Genomic DNA, 18,090 nt, shown 5'->3' on the forward strand with positions numbered 1-18,090 from the left:
CGGCTCCTCTAGTTGCACCGGCGCTGCCGGACCAAAGTCGGCGCGCCGGTGCTTTTTCTTTGAAAACCTGACGACGTGCGCCTCGCCATCCTGGCCGGAGCATTTCCGAGAGGCACAAACGGCATAAGCCGGCCAAAAGCGGGAGGGGAAATGAGGAAGGGGTGCGGTATCGGGCCAGATCGATGGCAAGCTTAATCACTTGCAGAAAGAAATGGCTCCCCGGGCCGGATTCGAACCGGCGACCTGTCGATTAACAGTCGAATGCTCTACCGCTGAGCTACCAGGGAACAGGGCGCCTCGGCGCGCCGTCGAGCGGGGTAATACAAATGCTTTGACCGTTTGCCAAGCGCTTTTTCGAAAAAAAATCATGCCGCTTGTTTCACGGCCGATCCTGCACCATTTCAGCGCCTGCGTTGTGGAGATGAGTGTGGAGAATTCGGAAAACAAGCCCCGGCAGAAGCGGTTCGGTGTCGATCCCGCCAGCGGTCGCTTGTCCCTCGGCAACTGGCACCTGCCATTGCCGCGATCAAGGATCGGCCGCCTCCTGGTGGGGGGCAGCCTCATCCTCGGCGGTACGCTCGGTTTCCTGCCCGTTCTCGGCTTCTGGATGGTGCCGCTCGGCCTGCTCGTGCTCTCGCACGACCTTCCCTATGTGCGCCGCAAGCGCCGCCGCTTCGCGGTCTGGTGGGAGCGCCGCCGCCTGCGCCGGCGTGACTAGCTGAAGAAGCCGGCGAGGCCCTGGCCGGCGCTGAACGCCATGTAGGCCAATATCCCGAAATAGATGAGCGTGATGACGTTGAAGGCATAGCCCGCCAGCACGACCAGTCCGTCGCGCTGGATCATGCCGGTGGCGACGAGCAGGACCGCGATCGCCGGAAGCGTGTTGGAAAACGGGATCAGCCCCAGCGGGAACATCAGGAGCACGCCGGCCAGCGCGATCGCCAGCCCGTTCAGGCGGTTGGCGGCAGCGCCGCTGACGAGCGCCCCCATGCGGGGCTTCAGGTAGGCGTCGAGCCGGGAGACGATGGAGACGCCCTTTTCAAGCGCCGGCACGAGCTTCTGCGTTTCCAGCCGCCGATCGAGGATACGGCGGGGCAGCCACGGCAGTCTGTTGAAGGTGATCGACAGGCTGACCAGAATGATCGCGAACCCGAAGACCGTGCTGACGCCGGGGATGGAGACCGGGAGGAGGAAGGGAAGCGACGCAACGGCGCACAGCAGGAGAAGGCCCTGCTCGCCGACCGCCTCCATCAGGTCCCGCAGCGTCACCGACGAACCGTCGATCCCTGCGATGACCTCTTTCAGCGTTGCGCTCAGCGAGGCATCGGTGTCCTGGAACTCAAGGTGATCTTGCAAGGTCTGGCTCCCATGTCTGGCGGCTGATGGATATCACCATTCTCGACCCGCGCAAGGCCAGCGCCTACACGGGCATTGGGCCGCGTGTGTGGCGGGGCAAGATTGCGGGAGTAATTATCGCTGTTGTGCCGCCCCACCCGAATCGCCGAGGCTTGCTTCGGGACTGACGAGGATTTGCGATGAAGCTGAGAGTTATTGAGGGCGGATTGCGGGACCAACGGTCGTTGGACGCTGCCGAAGCAATGCGCACATCACCGTTCGACGTGAGGCGGGAGGCGGACCGCCGCCTCGACGCGCTGGACTACGACCGCCACCTGACCCGCGAGAGAGCCGTCGGAGTGGCGGTTCCGAGAGCGATCCGCGACCTCGCGCTGCAGATCGATTTCGTGGCGCGCACCCTGTCTTCGCTTGAAGAGATACCCGAAGACTTCCGTTCGGATCGCTACTGGCCGACGTGACGGCGTCCAGGCTTCAGAGCTTCAGGGCTTCAGGGCTGATCGACCGATCCCGGCCGACATTCGGGAACGGCTCTCGATCTCGTCAGTTATGGGCGGGAAAGGGAGGCTGCGATGCATCTCCGATCCGCTCTTTTCTGTACCCTGCTCCTTTCTTCCGCGACGATGGTCTCGGCCCAGGAGGGACTGGAGGACTTTACCGGCACCTGGAAGGGCGGCGGCGAATATGTCCGCCTGAACGGAGACCGGGTGAACGTCGAATGCACGATGAACGGGGAGGGCGGCGCGACCTCGCTGACCATGAGCGGGCGATGCACGGCGCTCGGCTTCATCACCCGTGACATATCGGCGGCGGTCAAGGAGGACGGTTCGCGCATCTCCGGGCAGTACGTAGGCCCTGAGGGTGGCGGAGCGGTCCAGGGCGAAAGAACGGGAAACACGCTCAACCTGGCCATCCAGTGGCAAAGGCCGGTACGCGGGAACATGACCGCCGACCTGCGGATCGAAATCACCGCGTCAGGCGCCCTGGAGATCCGTACCTTCGAGGCCGACCCCAAGACCAAGTCGACCGTGACGGTGACCGACCTCCGGCTCCAGCGCCAGTGATTGCGCCTCTGGTCATCACCTGTTGATCAGCATGTCTGGAAAGCGGTCGGACGCGCAGGCTTCTGTAGGGGGCACTGATCAGAACCCCGAATCCCCGATGCCCGAAATAACGAAGAAGCTCGCCAGGGAGGCTGACGAGCTTCTTCAGAGGCTTGCTCGCTGGGGGGCAGCGAGCCTCCCGTTCATGGCCCCCGCGGACCTTTCGGGCGGTTAACGAGCGTTTCCAGAAATCGCATTGAGGAGATGTTGGTGGACGACCACACCCGGCTGCGCGAGGTCCGTCATGGGTATGTCGGCCGATGCGCGGGCAGCCGGGTTGCTGGCGGGACAACGTTGCCGGAATGTGCGGGGGCGATGGGGGAAGCGGTGCAGATCATGAAACGCAGGCTGCATCACGCAACACGAGCCGGCGGCCGGTCGCGCGGGTCCCCATGGAGGGGTAAGTTTCTGATCCTGCTGCGGGAAATTTGGAGGCCTCGCCCGGAATTGAACCGGGGTACGAGGATTTGCAGTCCTCTGCGTCACCACTCCGCCACGAGGCCATCCTACCGCTGAAAAGAGCGAGTGGTGACGGGCGTTTAGAACGAATCGAATGACGGTGCAAGAGGAAAGGCGACCCGAAAATCATTTCATCCGGGTGCGGCACGGGGCGGGCAGGGCAACGTTTTTAGCGGGCGATCGGGCCTGCGTCTTGAAAGAGCCGCCGCCGCCCAGTAAAGACGGCGCAATCAGGTATATTCAGGACAGCCGAGATGATGGACTTCGAAGCCGCACGGACCAAGATGGTGGACAACCAGATACGCACCACCGATGTGACGTCTCATCCGGTCTTGCAGGCCTTCCTCTCCGTGCCGCGCGAGGAGTTCGTACCCGCCAGGCTGAAGCCGATCGCCTATATCGACGAAGATCTCCAGATCGCCCCCGGCCGCTACCTCATGGAGGCGTCCCCGCTTGCCAAGCTCCTGCAGCTCGCGCGCATCGGCAAGGATGACCTGGTACTCGAAGTGGGCTGCGGCACCGGTTACGCGGCGGCGGTCCTTTCCCAGCTCGCCGGCTCCGTCGTCTCGGTCGAGGCTGACGAGCAGCTCTGCGCGCAGGCGGTCGAGAACCTCACGCGTCTCGGCTACGACAACGTGGCCGTCGTCCACGGCGAGATGGAAAAGGGCTATACGTCCGAGGCTCCCTACGACATCATCTTCGTGAACGGCGCGGTGGAAGAGATTCCGGCAGCACTCGTCGACCAGCTGCGCGACGGCGGCCGCCTCGTCGCGGTTGTCGGCCACGGCAATGCCGCACAGGCCAGGCTGCTGATCAAGGAGCACGGCGCGATTTCCGAAACCGCCCACTTCAACACGTCGGTGAAGCAGCTTCCCGGCTTCCAGAAGCAGCCGTCCTTCGTATTCTGACGGCCTTGCGCCCGCCGGTCGGCCCGACTGTGGCCGGCGGGACTCAACGGCAAAACAATTCTGTGTATGCCGTCGATCCCATCGCCCGCCGCGATTGTTTCAGGCCTCTCCTTTCGTACACTAATGACGAATCAGGTCCGCTAAGGGCCGCGTTTGCAGTTGCGGGGATGAAGAATGGCTCAGCCAGGTGTAGTGCGTGAACCCTCGATGGAAGAGATCCTGGCCTCGATCCGCCGGATCATCGAAAGCAATGAGCCGCAGGCGGAAAACGCCTTGCCGCAAAGCATGCCGCCCGTATATGCCGAGGACGAGATCGACGACGGCGATATAGACATCGTCACCGAAATGGCCGCCAACGACCGGGGCCGCCCGCATCAGGCGGATGCCGCAAGCGCTCTGGAGGCCGATCGCGGCCAGGAGAGGTCGCTTTCTCTCGCCGACGTCGCGGCGCGGGTGAGGGCGGCATCGGCCCGCCCGGTCGATGCCGATGTTCGCCAGGTTCAGCCCGCAGCCACGGCAGCAGCCCCGGCGCAGAAGATGGCGCCCCCCGCCGCGCAGGAGCCTGCGGTTGCGAGTGCTCCGCGTCCGCAGCCCGCTCCGTTGCCTGAATTTTCGCCGCAGCCCGCAAGGGCCGGGAAGGCCGATGCTCCCGCGGCGCCCCTGCCGTTTGCCCTGGAAGCTGCGACTGATCCGGTCGAGCGGCCGGCCGCTCCTGTCACGCCTGAAGCGCCCGGCTCCCTGCCGGCCTGCGTGGAGGCGCTGATTTCCGAGAAAGCCGGTGCGCAGGTCGCGCGCTCCTTCAACGATCTTGCCGCCGTGTTCGACGGCATCCGCAACAGGTCTGTCGAGGACATGGCCCAGGAGATGCTCCGCCCGATGCTGCAGGAGTGGCTGGACGACAACCTGCCGACGCTGGTCGAGCGCCTCGTGCGCGAGGAAATCGAACGGGTGGCGCGCGGCCCGCGCCGCTGACGCTTGACCGTTCCAAGGGACGGGCCGCCCCGGCGACGGGGCGGCTTTTTTATTGACTTGCTTCTGCCCGTCCTATTTACACCGGGGCCTGTTAGAACTCGAATTCTGGTCGGAAAATGCTCGACAAAACCTACGATTCCGCCGCCGTTGAACCGAAGATCGCAGCAGCCTGGGACGAGGCAGACGCCTTCCGCGCCGGCGCCAATGCCGAACCCGGCGCCGAGACCTTCTCGATCGTCATTCCGCCGCCGAACGTCACCGGTTCGCTGCACATGGGCCATGCGCTCAACAACACGCTGCAGGACATCATGGTGCGGTTCGAGCGGATGCGCGGCAAGGACGTGCTGTGGCAACCGGGCATGGACCATGCCGGGATCGCGACGCAGATGGTCGTCGAGCGCCAGCTGGCCGAGCGCAAGCTGCCCGGCCGCCGCGAGATGGGCCGGGAGGCGTTCATCGACAAGGTCTGGGAGTGGAAGGCAGAGTCGGGTGGCCTGATCTTCAACCAGTTGAAGCGACTGGGGGCATCCTGCGACTGGTCGCGCGAGCGCTTCACCATGGACGAGGGACTGTCGCAGGCCGTTCTTGAAGTTTTTGTAACGCTTTACAAGCAGGGGCTCATCTATCGCGGGAAGCGGCTGGTCAACTGGGACCCGAAGTTCGAGACGGCAATCTCCGACATCGAGGTCGAGAACCGCGAAACCGACGGCCACATGTGGCACTTCAAGTATCCCCTGGCCGGCGGCGAGACCTACACCTATGTCGAGAAGGACGCCGACGGTAATGTCGTCCTTCAGGAAGAGCGCGACTACATCTCGATTGCGACGACCCGCCCGGAAACCATGCTCGGCGACGGCGCCGTTGCGGTCCACCCGTCGGACGAGCGCTACCGGCCGATCGTCGGCAAGCTCTGCGAGATCCCCGTGGGGCCGAAGGAGCACCGCCGCCTGATCCCCATCATCACCGACGAATACCCCGATCCGACCTTCGGTTCGGGGGCGGTGAAGATTACCGGCGCGCATGACTTCAACGACTACCAGGTCGCCCGCCGCAACAACATTCCGCTCTACCGGCTGATGGATACCCAGGCCCGGCTGCGCGACGACGGCGAACCCTATGCCTTCTATGCCCAGGTCGCGATGGAAATCGCGAGATCCGGCGAACTGCCGACCGAGGCCGAGGTGGACGATATCAACCTCGTTCCCGACGAATATCGCGGGCTCGACCGCTACGAGGCGCGCAGCCGCATCGTCGAGGCCATCAATGCGGAAGGCCTTGCCGTCACGGTCAAGGACGCGGAGGGCAACGACGTCCCCTACGTCGAGAACAAGAAGATCATGCAGCCCTTCGGCGACCGCTCGAACGTCGTCATTGAGCCCATGCTGACCGACCAGTGGTTCGTCGATGCCGAGACGCTCGCGAAGCCCGCGATCGAGGCGGTGCGCGACGGCCGCACCAAGTTCGTGCCGAAGAACTGGGAAAAGACCTATTTCGAGTGGATGGAGAACATCCAGCCCTGGTGCATTTCCCGCCAGCTGTGGTGGGGACACCAGATCCCGGCCTGGTACGGTCCGGACGGCCAGGTCTTCGTCGAGAAGACCGAGGAGGAGGCGCTGCACGCCGCCATCCAGCACTATATCGCCCACGAGGGCCCGATGAAGGCCTATGTCGAGGACCTACTGGAGAACTTCAAGCCGGGCGAGATCCTGACGCGCGACGAGGACGTCCTTGACACCTGGTTCTCCTCGGCTCTGTGGCCCTTCTCGACGCTGGGCTGGCCCGAGCACACGAAGGAACTTGAGAAATACTATCCGACAAGCGTGCTGGTGACGGGCTTCGACATCATCTTCTTCTGGGTCGCCCGGATGATGATGATGGGCCTGCATTTCATGAAGGACGAGGACGGCAACCCGGTGGCGCCGTTCCACACGGTCTATGTCCATGCGCTGGTCCGCGACAAGAACGGCCAGAAGATGTCGAAGTCGAAGGGCAACGTCATCGATCCGCTCGATCTGATCGACGAATACGGCGCCGACGCGCTGCGCTTCACGCTGGCCATCATGGCGGCGCAGGGCAGGGATGTGAAGCTCGACCCCGCCCGCATCGCCGGCTACCGCAACTTCGGAACGAAGCTGTGGAATGCCACCCGCTTCGCGGAAATGAACGGCGTCGAGCGCGACCCGCATTTCATCCCGGAGACGTCTACCGTCACCATCAACCGCTGGATCCTGACGGAGCTTAGCCGCACCATCGCCGAGGTCACCGAGGCCATCGAGAGCCAGCGCTTCAACGATGCCGCCGGCTCGCTCTACCGATTCGTCTGGAACCAGTTCTGCGACTGGTACCTGGAACTCCTGAAGCCGGTCTTCGCCGGAACGGACGAGCGGGCGAAGGCTGAGGCGCAGGCCTGCGCGGCCTACGTGCTCGAACAGACCTACAAGCTCCTGCACCCGTTCATGCCGTTCATGACCGAAGAGCTCTGGGCCCACACGGCAAGCCGCGACACGCTTCTCTGCCACGCGGAGTGGCCGGTGCCGGATTTTGCCGACGAGGCCGCGGCTGCCGAGATCAACTGGCTGATCGACCTGGTTTCCGGCCTGCGTTCCGCGCGCGCCGAGATGAACGTGCCACCTGGCGCCGTGGCCCCGCTCGTCGTGGTCGGCGCGAGCCCGCAGACGGAGGCCCGGCTCCGGCGCCACGATGCCGCCATCCGCCGCCTGGCGAGGGTGGAGAGCATCGAGGCGCAGCAGACCGCCTCCAAGGGTGCGGCCCAGGTCGTCGTCGGCGAGGCGATCGCCTGCCTTCCGCTCGGCAGCCTCATCGATCTCGCCGCGGAAAAGGCGAGGATCGAGAAAGCCATCGGCAAGACCGAAGCCGACATGGAGAAGGTTGCGAAGAAGCTCGCCAACGAGAGGTTCGTCCAGAACGCCGATCCGGATGTCGTCGCCGCCGAGCAGGAGCGCTACGCGGAACTGGAAGTCCAGATGGCGAGCCTCAAAACCGCCGCGCAGAGAATCGCCGAGGCCGGCTGAGATCCGTCAAACACTCTGAAACCCGCATCGATCCTCGATGCGGGTTTTCCGATGTTTTGTAAGTGGAATTTCCGTCGTTTTCCGTGGACGTCAATGGGGCCGGACATGTTGCGATCGGGTCACACGTCGTCTGCCGAAGGAAATCTCATTCCTTCCTTGATTGACCTGAAACGTTTCCACGAAAAATAAATTCCGTTTTTCGATCGCGAATACGTGGGTGTTTGAAGTTTCACGTAAATTTTTGACCGGTTTATGGACGCCCCGAAGCGCTCACGGAAAGTTGTCATTTACTTCGAACTATCTACACTCGCCCCAACGCATACCGGGAGGTGGGAGAAGATGACAAGTAAACTGGTTTCCAAAGCTCTGTTGGCACTCGCGGCGAGCTGCGCAATGACTGCGCCGGCCATGGCCGGCGGCCTCGAGCGAGGCGGATACAACATCGACCTTCTGTTCGATCCGGGTCGATTTGCAGCGGAATCGGCGGTTACATTCGTTGCCCCGCAGCGCAAGCTCAAGAACGTCCGCGACGTCGACACCACGAACTACAATCCGTCAGGCGGTACCTTCGGTGGTGGCAACCTGAACTCCCTGTCGGACACCGCCGATGGCAGCGAGAACTACTGGGCGCCGCGTATCGGCGCGAAGGCTGCGATCGGTGATGCCGCAGACTGCATGTTCGATTACTCGGAGCCGTGGGGAGCTCACAAGGATCCGGGCAGGGACTGGGCTGGCGCCAACGAGGACATCGAAACGAAGGTCGAGAGCCGTAACTACGCTCTGACGTGTTCCTATCGTGTCGATGCCGGCCCGGGCCAGCTCCGGTTCATCGGCGGTACGTTCTATCAGGAGGTCTATGGCTTCCAGGAGCGTCTCGTGCAGGCCGTTCCCGCAAGCACCGGCCTGTCCGGCGTTGGCCGTCTTGATCTCGAAGGCGACGGCTGGGGATGGCGTGCCGGTATTGCTTACGAAATCCCGGAATACGCCTTCCGCGCCAGCCTCGTCTACAACAGCGAAGTCAAGCTTGACGACATCACCGGTACCCTTGATCTCACCGGGCTTCCGGCCTCTTCGGGAGCGCCGGCCGGCAGGGTGACGGATGTCCACGGCGCCCAGGATATGCCGGACGTGGTCGAGTTGAAGGTTCAGTCGGGCATCGCTCCTGACTGGCTCGCCTTCGGTTCGGTGAAGTGGACCGACTGGAGCCAGTTGCAGAAGGTGCCGTTCTGCACCGCGGCCGTCACCGGCAAGTGCACGACCTCCAACAGCGTTACGAGCCTCGATCTCGGCTATCGCGATGGCTGGACCATCTCCGGCGGTGTTGGCCACAAGTTCAACGACCAGTGGAGCGGCGCGGTCAGCGTCACCTGGGATCGTGGGACGTCGCAGGACTTCGGCACGCTGACGGATACGTGGACGCTTGGCGTCGGCGCCTCCTACTCGCCGACCGAGAACGTCGAGTTCCGCCTTGCCGGCGCCCTGGCGCTGCTGACCGGCGGCAGCTCGAACACGGTGACCATCGACGGCCTTCAGTACGGGCAGCGCGCCAACTACGAGTTCGACGACGACATCGCCTACGGCTTGTCGACCGCCTTGAAGGTTCGGTTCTGATCCGGCACCTTCGACCAACAGAAGCCCGGCTCGCGCCGGGCTTTTTTGTGGGCTGCTATTTGTTTCTCCGCCAGCGCGATTGTGACGATTTGGCAACATCTCTTTGCGAGAGTCGGCATGTGGGCCGGAGGCGGCGAATTTGTCCATTTCCCGCCACAAACCGGGAGCAGCGATAAGTCTGAAAGCGGCGGACCGCGGGGGCGGGGTCGCGTAATGTCTGGAGTACCATGGGCGGGTTTATGATGGATCGGCGAAGCGAGGGGGGCAATGCCTTGCGCTTCGGGGGGCGCAAGGCAAGTTCTTCAATAAGGCCACACCTGCGTCCCAGTCTTGCCGAAAAGGCAGGCTACTCTTCCTGTCTCCATTTCCCCATCGGCATCACGCCGGTCGGAACGCTCCCATGCGGTCGTGCCCTGGCGGAATTTACAATGAGGCTGATGGACGTCGCCGTCTCGCCGGCCGGAAGAGTTTGAACGATGTCGTCGATGAAATCGGGTTCCTTGCGTATCTTGCTCCTGGGCATTTCTCTGGCCTCTGCCGCCGCGGCCGGCCCTGCGGCAGCATTCGACATCCAGTCGGGCGTAACGAAGGAATCGGGCCCGTTCGACCTCTTCAAGTTCGGCTTCAATGCCTACAAGAACGGGCAGAAGGAAGACGCCGTGGAAGCCTACCGCTATGCCGCCGAGAAGGGGCATACCGGCTCCCGCTGGGCGCTCGCCAACATGTATGCCGATGGCGACGGCGTGACCAAGGACGATTTCGAAGCCTTCAAGATCTACAACGAGATCGCGGCGGCCGGCATCGAGCCGGGCTCTGAGGATACCGGCTTCTTCATCAATGCTCTGATGTCGCTTGCCGGCTATTACCGCGACGGCATTGCCGGCACGCCGGTCAGGCGCGATCTTTCACAGGCCCGGCAGCTCTATTTCCAGGCGGCATCCGCTTTCGGTGTTGCAGACGCCCAGTTCGAACTGGCACGGATGATGCTGGCGGGCGAGGGCGGCGGCGCCAGCGTGCAGCAGGCGAAGAAGTGGCTGAACCAGGCGCGAAAGAGTGGCCATCCCGGAGCGATGGCGGTTTTCGGGGACCTGCTTTTCCAGGAAGGCCATACGGTCCGGGGCCTCGCCTTCATGACGGCGGCGCTCAACCGGTGCAACCCGGTGGACTGCGACTGGATGCAGGACCTGCAGGAGCAGGCCTTCTCGGTCGCCAACGAGCAGGATCGCCGCGTCGCCGTGGCGCTTTCGCAGGAAATGGCCGCGCACGGCGGAGTGCAGTAGCCCTTGGCGCAGGCGACGCCTGACGCGGTCAGGCGGCCTCGAAATCGAAGATTGCCGCCACCGGCACGTGATCGGACGGTTTTTCCCACGCGCGCACATGCTTCTCGATCGCCGTCGAGCGCAGCCGATCGGCAGCCTCCGGCGACAGCAGCAGGTGGTCGATGCGGATGCCGTTGTTCTTCTGCCAGGCCCCGGCCTGATAATCCCAGAACGTATAGAGCTTCGTCGCGTCATTCGTCGCGCGGACGGCGTCCGTCAGGCCGAGGACTTCAAGCCGGCGGAACGCGGCCCGCGTCTGCGGCAGGAAGAGCGCGTCGGTCGCCCACACGGCCGGGTCGTAGCAGTCGTGCGGCTCCGGGATGACATTGTAGTCGCCGGCAAGGATGAGCGGCTCTTCCCGGGCAAGGCAGTTGGCGGCATGCATGGCCAGCCGGTCCAGCCATCGAAGCTTGTAGGGATACTTGATCGGGTCGTCGGCGGGATTGCCGTTGGGCAGGTAGATCGACGCGACCCGGATCACGCCGCCTGAAACGGAGAAGACCCCCTCGATATAGCGCGACTGATCGTCGCCGTCTTCTTCCGGCAGGCCGCGGATGACCTCGTCCGGCCGGATCTTCGAAAGCAGCGCGACGCCGTTGAAGCCCTTCTGGCCATGCGTCTCGACGTGATAGCCGAGCGCCTCGATCTCGAATCGCGGGAAATTCTCGTCGACCGACTTGATCTCCTGCAGGCAGACGATGTCCGGCTGGGAATCCGTCAGCCACTGGCGCAGGTTGTCGATCCTCGCCTTCACGCCGTTGATGTTCCAGGTGGCTATCTTCATCGTCCTGCCGCTCCTCGTTCAGCCCCGTTGTAACGGACCTGCCGCCGTTTGGAAGCCCGATATCAAGTGAAGGCGGCGAGAGGAAGCCTAGATGGAGAAACTGGTGCCGCAGCCGCAGCTTGCGACGGCGTTCGGATTGTTGATCTGGAAGGACTGGCCCAGAAGGTTGTCGACGAAGTCGATCTGCGAGCCGTCCATATAGGCCAGCGAAAGGCTGTCGATCAGCACCTTCGCGTCGCCGTTGGCGACGATCGTGTCGTCGTCCGCCGGCGCGTCGGCAAGGTCGAACTTGTAGGAAAAGCCGGAACATCCGCCACCCTCGACCGAAACGCGCAAGGCCTGCTTGCCTTCTTCGCCTGCGAGGATTTCGCGGATGCGCTTGGCTGCCGCGTCTGAAAGCGTGACATTCGGGTTGTTCATCTCGTCTCCTGCCCGGGTTCAAGGCTCGGGAAAGGTTGATAGTCTCGGCTGTAGCCGCATTGCACTATAGGTATGAACGCTTAAATGGCACGTCAATGGGCCGACAAGCGCGAGAGCCTGCGAAAGGGTATGGGACTGATGACGATCGACAAAGAGGCGCTCGGCTATGGCAGCGGCGAAAAGGCGGCCTATGCGGCCAATCCCTGGGCGTCGCGCGGCCGCCTGTTTCCGGAGGAGGGCAGCCTCACGCGTTCGGAATTCCAGCGCGATCGGGACCGCATCGTCCATGCGACCGCCTTCAGGCGCCTCAAGCACAAGACGCAGGTCTTCATCAGCCCGGACGGCGATCATTTCCGCACACGCCTCACCCATACGATCGAGGTCGCCCAGATCGCCCGCGCGCTCGCCCGGGCGCTGAAGCTCGACGAGGACCTCGCCGAGGGCGTCGCCCTTGTCCACGACTTCGGCCACACGCCGTTCGGCCACACGGGCGAGGATGCCCTCGACGAGGCGCTGAAACCCTATGGCGGCTTCGACCACAACGCCCAGTCGCTGCGGATCGTCACCAAGCTCGAGCGGCGCTACGCCGATTTCGACGGCCTCAACCTCAGCTGGGAGACGCTGGAGGGGCTGGTGAAGCACAATGGCCCCTTGCTGACGCCGGAAGGCGAGGGGACCCGCGGCCCCGTCCCCCAGCCCATACGCGATTACTGCGCGCTCAACGACCTGGAACTGGCGACCTTTGCGAGCCTGGAGGCGCAGGTGGCGGCGATCGCCGACGACATCGCCTACAACACCCACGACATCGACGACGGCCTGCGCGCCGGCTACCTGGATTTCGGGATGCTCGAGGACATTCCCTTCCTTGCCGGCCTGATGAAGGAGGTTCGCGATCGCTACCCCGATCTGGAGCCCAGCCGGTTCACCCACGAACTGATGCGCCGGCAAATTACCCGGATGGTCGAGGACGTCATCGGCTACGCCCAGCAGAACCTCGCCGAGATCAGGCCGCGCTCCAGCGCCGACGTGCGGGCCTGCGGGCGGATCATCGCCACCTTCTCGCCGGCCATGGCCGAGACCGATCGGCAGATCAAGAAACTGCTGTTTTCCCGCATCTACCGGCATCCGGACATCATGCGCATCCGGACCGGGGCGGCGCAGATCGTCACCGATCTCTTCGGCGCCTACATGGACAGGCCTTCGCTCATGCGCAGCCACTACTGGGTGCAGCACATCGAGGGTCTTTCGCACCCGGCGCGCGCGCGCCATGTCGGGGATTATCTCGCCGGAATGACGGATTCCTATGCGGTCAAGGCCCATCGCGCATTGTTTGACCATACTCCCGATTTGAGTTAGGCATCGCGCCATCAGTAACGGCCTATTAAGGAACCGCCCCAGGCGGACATACGGACATGAACCTCTTTGCCGACTTCGAGACCCGCATCAAGGACGCGCTGGAAACCATCGACCTTGTCAAGGAAAAGCGCGCAGAGATTGATTTCGGCCGCATCACAGTGGAGCCGCCGCGCGATCCCAGCCATGGCGATGTCGCGACGAATGCGGCCATGGTCCTCGCAAAGCCCCTAGGGACAAATCCGCGCACGCTGGCAGACCTCGTCTGCACGGCCTTGAAGCAGGATCCGGACGTGAGCGAAGTGACCGTCGCCGGTCCGGGCTTCATCAATGTCAGGCTCACCAAGGCCTATTGGCAGCGGCTGCTCGCCGCCATGATCGAGGCGGGGACCGATTTCGGTCGCTCGACCATGGGTGCCGGCCTCAAGACCAACGTGGAATATGTTTCGGCCAACCCCACCGGCCCGATGCATGTCGGCCATTGCCGCGGCGCCGTCGTCGGCGATGCACTGGCAAATCTCCTCGCCTTCGCCGGCTACGAGGTGACGAAGGAATATTACATCAACGACGCGGGCAGCCAGATCGACGTTCTCGCCCGCTCCGCCTTCCTGCGGTATCGGGAGGCGCTCGGCGAGACGATCGGTGAAATCCCGGCCGGCCTCTATCCCGGCGACTATCTGGTCCCGGTGGGCCAGGCGCTCGTCGACGAGTTCGGCACCCGCCTGCTCACCATGCCGGAAGACGAGTGGATGCCTCTCGTCAAGCGGCGGACCATCGACGCGATGATGGCGATGATCCGCGAGGATCTTGCCGCTCTCAACGTCCATCACGACGTCTTCTTCTCGGAATACACGCTGCATGCGGACGGTGCGCAGCGCATCCGGACCGCCATCAACGACCTCACCTTCAAGGGGCATGTCTATCGGGGCACGCTGCCGCCGCCGAAGGGGCAGTTGCCGGAGGACTGGGAGGACCGCGAGCAGACGCTCTTCCGCTCGACCGACGTCGGCGACGACATCGACCGGCCGCTGATCAAGTCGGACGGCAGCTATACCTACTTCGCGGCCGACGTCGCCTACTTCAAGGACAAGTTCGACCGCGGCTTCAACGAGATGATCTACGTGCTGGGCGCCGACCACGGTGGCTACGTCAAGCGGCTCGAGGCCCTTGCGCGCGCCATTTCGGGCGGCGACGCGAAGCTCACGGTGCTCCTGTGCCAGCTGGTCAAGCTCTACCGCAACGGCGAGCCGGTGAAGATGTCGAAGCGCTCCGGCGACTTCGTCACCCTGCGCGAAGTGGTCGAGGAGGTCGGCTGCGATTCCGTCCGGTTCATGATGCTCTATCGCAAGAGTTCCGAGCCGCTGGACTTCGACTTCGCCAAGGTGACGGAGCAGTCGAAGGACAATCCGGTCTTCTACGTGCAGTATGCGCATGCCCGCTGCATGTCGGTTTTCCGCCAGGCGCGCGAGGCGTTTCCCGATCTCGACATTGATTCGCTCGATCTCGCCGCATCGGCAAAACTCATCGAGGATGACAGCGAAATCCAGCTGATCGCCAAGATCGCGGAGTATCCACGGCTAATTGAGGCGACAGCACTGTCGCAGGAGCCTCATCGCCTTGCTTTTTACCTTTACGATCTGGCAAGTTTCTTCCACGCCCACTGGAACAAGGGCAAGGATCAGCCTGACTTACGTTTTGTTAACGATAAGGACCGAGAATTGAGCATTGCCAGACTTGGGCTGGTGCACGCTGTCGCGTCTGTTTTGAAGTCGGGCTTGGCCATTACGGGCACTGCCGCGCCGGAAGAAATGCGATAGCGTCGCCACCATTTCCCCACAAAGCACTGGCAATGCCCCGAGTAAGTGTAGGTGGGTGGACCAAGTAATGGCAGACGATAACCTTGCGCGTAGCCGGAATGACGGTCCGGACTTCTTTGCCGAAGACGATCCGCTGGCGGAACTCGCCCGTATTGTCGGCTACGACGAGCGCCTGGTGCCAAGGTCCCCGGTGACCGAGCGCCGCGAGCCCGCCTTCAACCTTGAGGACGAATTGCTGCGCGAATTCGAGCGCTACGATTCCCCGCGTTCCCGGCTGCCCGCCGAGAGTTTCGCGCCATCCGTGGATGAGGCCGCGGTCTCTTCCCCGATGGAGGCGGTGGAGCCCGAGGAACTGGACTGGATTGCCGCGAACGACCAGCGCCAACCAGAGGAGCAGTTCTTCGACGAGACGATCCTCGCCGATACCCTGCCGGAACCGGACACGGATGCACCCGGGCGGCTCGACGAGACGCCGGACGTGGAAGGTGCAACGGAGTTCGATCTCGCCGACGAGCTCGAACTCGCGCTCGGGGAGGCGCCGTTCAGGGCTGCCGAGCCGGCGCCCGCCGAGCCTCAGGCTCAACCGGTGCGGAGGGGAGGGTACACGCCCGGCTTCCGCATGCCGCTTGCCAATTTCAACATTGCCCGCGACCTCGGCTCCGATCCTTCCGCACGCGGCGAGGTGTCGCCCGCGGCTGCCGTGACGCCGCCGAAGGAAGAGGCTGTCGCGGTCCCTTCCGTCGATGTGTTCTCCCGCGATGACCTCGCTCCCGCCTCCGGACATGAGCTGGCGATACCGGCGGATCTTTCCGACCTCGACGCGCTGATCGGCGACGCTTCTCGTCATTCGATGGCGAATGCGGCGCGTGATACTGCGATCCCTTCCGTCGGCGATGGCCACGAGAAGTGGGCGGAAGCCGTGACGCGCCGGCAGGCCGCAGCGACTGCATCCGCCGGATCTGACGTTGCAGGCTTCGAGATCGCGACCGGCTCAAGCCGTGCGGTCGAGCCGGCTTTGGCCGACGAATTCGTGGTCGATGATTTCGAACTCGCGCTCGACGATCTGGATTTCGATCTTTCCGACCTAATGCTGGACGACGAGCAGCCACTCTTTGCCGAGCCTCGGCCCGCCGCGGCTTCGGTATCACCATCCGCCGTCGCATCGCCGTCGCAGCCGGTATTTGCACCGCAGCCGGCAGTGCAGCCGGTGACGCCGCAGCCCGTAGCTCAGGCACTAACTCAGCCAATACCTCAGGCTGTCGCCGCGCCTGCTCCGATCCAGCATACCGCAAGCTGGTCGCCGATCGCCCGGGCTGCTCCTCAGCCCCTGGTGACGGAACCCGTCGCCACGACCGCTCCGGTCCGCAGCGTTGCCGAAACCGTGGCACCGGCAGTGGCGCAGCTCGATGATCTTCCGTTCGACGCGTCCATGATCACGGACGGTGAAGACCAGCCCGAGCCCGTCGCACACCTGGACGTTCCGGATCTTCACATCGAGGAAGACGAGCCCGTAGCGCCCCAGCGTAACGACTATGATTTCGATCTCGACGGCGAGCTTTCGGCGCTGCTGCGGGCGTCTCCCGCGCTCGAGGCCGAAGCTGACGAGCCTGTTCCTGTTTCCGCCGTCGAGGGCGCCGCCCAGCAGACGCCTCCGCCGGCTGCCTATCCGGATCTCGACGACTTCGAGCGGGCCCTCGAAGAGGATTTCCGCCGCAGCCTCACCGCTCCGCTGGCGCCCCAGCCGCAGCCTTCCTATGCGGATGTCATGACACCGGCCACAGGCCTCATCCCGGCGCGCGAGAGATTGTCGCTGCCGTCCATTTCCTTGCCGCTTGCCATCGCAGGTGTCGTCCTGATCGGCGGATCGATCGGTTATGCCTTCCTCTCCGGTGACGATTCCACCGTTGCGGACAACGGCGGGCCGATCGTCATCGCCGCCGATACCGACCCCGTGAAGGTGCTGCCGGAAAACCCCGGCGGAAAGACCGTCCCCAACCAGGACAAGGCCGTCTATGACCGCGTCGCCGGTGCGGCGATGGAAGCGCCCAAGCAGGAGACCCTGATCTCTACCAGCGAAGAACCGGTCGATGTCGTCCAGAAGACGCTGATGACCGACTCGCTTCCGCTGGAAGGCCAGGATATTGCCACCGCCGAAGATGCCGATGCAGGCGGGCTGATGCAGGACGATCGTCTCCTGCCGGACGAGGCCGAGGCGCTGCCTTCCGAAGCCGGTCAGCAGACGGTCGCGGTGATGCCGCGCCGCGTGAAGACGATGATCGTTCGCCCCGACGGCACGCTGGTCGAGCAGGAAGTGCCTGCCGAGCCCGCGACTGTCGCCGAGCCCGCCCGTTCGCCTGAAACGGACAAGCTGCCCGCCGCCTCGGTGAAGACGGTCGAAGTGGCCGCCGTTCCCGACGCGCCTGTCGCCGCTCAGCCGCAGGCAAATGCGGCCGGTGTCGCCGGCATCGTTCCGGTTTCCACAGGTGTTGCCGACACTGCGCCGGTTGCAGCCGAGATGACCGACGATGCCCCGGCTATGTCCGGCATGGCGGCTCCGGTTCCGACTGCGCGTCCGGCCGAACAGCCGGTCAATGTCGTCGCGGCTGTGAGCGATCGCGGCAACCTGCGGCCTACGCAGGAACAACCGGCTGCAGCACCTGCGCCCGCGACACAGGTCGCAGCGGTTGCTCCGGGCGGCTATGTCATCCAGATCGCATCGCTCCCGAGCGAAGCGGACGCCCAGAAGTCGTACCAGAACCTCTCGTCGAAGTTCGGCTCCGTCATCGGCGGCCGCGGCGTCGACATCAAGAAGGCCGAGATCGCCGGCAAGGGAACGTTCTACCGCGTGCGCATCCCGGCAGGCAGCAAGGCCGATGCCGTGTCGCTCTGCGAGAGCTATCGTGCCGCCGGCGGAAGCTGCCTCGTCGCCCAGTAGGGCCGAGCCGGCACTGAATTGACG

The 18,090-nt window shown here is 63.9% G+C and carries 14 protein-coding genes and 2 tRNA genes; 11 read left to right on the forward strand and 5 right to left on the reverse strand.

What is annotated here, in order from left to right; genetic code table 11:
• Positions 1–212: 212 nt before the first annotated feature.
• Positions 213–287 (reverse strand) — tRNA-Asn (locus ACWGPT_RS08985).
• A gap of 134 nt (positions 288–421) precedes the next feature.
• Between ACWGPT_RS08985 and ACWGPT_RS08990 the strand changes: the two genes are divergently transcribed.
• The gene (locus ACWGPT_RS08990; protein WP_452605337.1) at positions 422–718 is read left to right on the forward strand and encodes a hypothetical protein; all 297 of its coding nucleotides are present in this window, start codon (positions 422–424) and stop codon (positions 716–718) included.
• Here ACWGPT_RS08990 and ACWGPT_RS08995 read toward each other — a convergent pair.
• Positions 715–1,356 (reverse strand): exopolysaccharide biosynthesis protein, encoded by a 642-nt coding sequence (locus tag ACWGPT_RS08995; protein ID WP_452605240.1) that lies wholly within the window; start codon positions 1,354–1,356, stop codon positions 715–717. The genes ACWGPT_RS08990 and ACWGPT_RS08995 overlap by 4 nt on opposite strands.
• A 242-nt stretch (positions 1,357–1,598) precedes the next feature.
• Between ACWGPT_RS08995 and ACWGPT_RS09000 the strand changes: the two genes are divergently transcribed.
• Both ACWGPT_RS09000 and ACWGPT_RS09005 read left to right on the forward strand, forming a co-directional pair.
• On the forward strand, positions 1,599–1,814 hold the full coding sequence (locus ACWGPT_RS09000) for a hypothetical protein (RefSeq protein ID WP_452605241.1): 216 nt from the start codon (positions 1,599–1,601) through the stop codon (positions 1,812–1,814).
• Between the two features lie 111 nt (positions 1,815–1,925).
• Positions 1,926–2,417, forward strand: coding sequence for a hypothetical protein (locus ACWGPT_RS09005; protein WP_452605242.1), 492 nt, complete (start codon positions 1,926–1,928; stop codon positions 2,415–2,417).
• Positions 2,418–2,885: 468 nt separating this feature from the next.
• On the opposite strand, the gene ACWGPT_RS09010 is transcribed toward ACWGPT_RS09005, so the two are convergent.
• Positions 2,886–2,959 (reverse strand) — tRNA-Cys (locus ACWGPT_RS09010).
• 213 nt (positions 2,960–3,172) lie between these two features.
• Here ACWGPT_RS09010 and ACWGPT_RS09015 point away from each other — a divergent pair.
• From ACWGPT_RS09015 to exoR, 5 genes are all read left to right on the forward strand, one after another.
• Positions 3,173–3,823, forward strand: a complete 651-nt coding sequence (locus ACWGPT_RS09015; RefSeq protein ID WP_452605338.1) for a protein-L-isoaspartate O-methyltransferase family protein — start codon at positions 3,173–3,175, stop codon at positions 3,821–3,823.
• A gap of 174 nt (positions 3,824–3,997) precedes the next feature.
• Positions 3,998–4,795, forward strand: a complete 798-nt coding sequence (locus tag ACWGPT_RS09020; RefSeq protein WP_452605243.1) for a DUF2497 domain-containing protein — start codon at positions 3,998–4,000, stop codon at positions 4,793–4,795.
• Between the two features lie 116 nt (positions 4,796–4,911).
• Complete coding sequence (locus tag ACWGPT_RS09025) at positions 4,912–7,827, forward strand: valine--tRNA ligase (RefSeq protein ID WP_452605244.1); 2,916 nt, start codon at positions 4,912–4,914, stop codon at positions 7,825–7,827.
• Positions 7,828–8,166: 339 nt separating this feature from the next.
• A complete protein-coding gene (locus ACWGPT_RS09030; protein ID WP_452605245.1) occupies positions 8,167–9,438 on the forward strand; it encodes an OmpP1/FadL family transporter in 1,272 nt (423 codons plus the stop codon).
• A 476-nt stretch (positions 9,439–9,914) separates the two neighbouring features.
• The gene (exoR, locus tag ACWGPT_RS09035; RefSeq protein WP_452605246.1) at positions 9,915–10,718 is read left to right on the forward strand and encodes an exopolysaccharide production regulator ExoR; all 804 of its coding nucleotides are present in this window, start codon (positions 9,915–9,917) and stop codon (positions 10,716–10,718) included.
• 28 nt (positions 10,719–10,746) lie between these two features.
• Here exoR and xth read toward each other — a convergent pair whose 3' ends face one another.
• Together xth and erpA are read right to left on the reverse strand one after the other, a co-directional pair.
• Positions 10,747–11,541 (reverse strand): exodeoxyribonuclease III, encoded by a 795-nt coding sequence (gene xth / locus ACWGPT_RS09040; RefSeq protein WP_452605247.1) that lies wholly within the window; start codon positions 11,539–11,541, stop codon positions 10,747–10,749.
• Positions 11,542–11,628: 87 nt separating this feature from the next.
• Positions 11,629–11,961, reverse strand: coding sequence for an iron-sulfur cluster insertion protein ErpA (gene erpA / locus ACWGPT_RS09045; RefSeq protein ID WP_452605248.1), 333 nt, complete (start codon positions 11,959–11,961; stop codon positions 11,629–11,631).
• Positions 11,962–12,099: 138 nt separating this feature from the next.
• Between erpA and ACWGPT_RS09050 the strand changes: the two genes are divergently transcribed.
• The 3 genes from ACWGPT_RS09050 (at position 12,100) to ACWGPT_RS09060 (ending at position 18,066) form a co-directional block, all read left to right on the forward strand.
• On the forward strand, positions 12,100–13,317 hold the full coding sequence (locus ACWGPT_RS09050; RefSeq protein ID WP_452605339.1) for a deoxyguanosinetriphosphate triphosphohydrolase: 1,218 nt from the start codon (positions 12,100–12,102) through the stop codon (positions 13,315–13,317).
• Positions 13,318–13,373: 56 nt separating this feature from the next.
• Positions 13,374–15,131: an arginine--tRNA ligase gene (gene argS, locus ACWGPT_RS09055; RefSeq protein WP_452605249.1), complete on the forward strand. Its 1,758-nt coding sequence runs from the start codon at positions 13,374–13,376 to the stop codon at positions 15,129–15,131.
• Between the two features lie 67 nt (positions 15,132–15,198).
• Entirely contained in the window at positions 15,199–18,066 is a 2,868-nt protein-coding gene (locus tag ACWGPT_RS09060) for an SPOR domain-containing protein (RefSeq protein ID WP_452605250.1), read from the forward strand.
• Positions 18,067–18,090 lie beyond the last annotated feature (24 nt).

The organism is Pseudorhizobium sp. NPDC055634, from assembly GCF_053618655.1.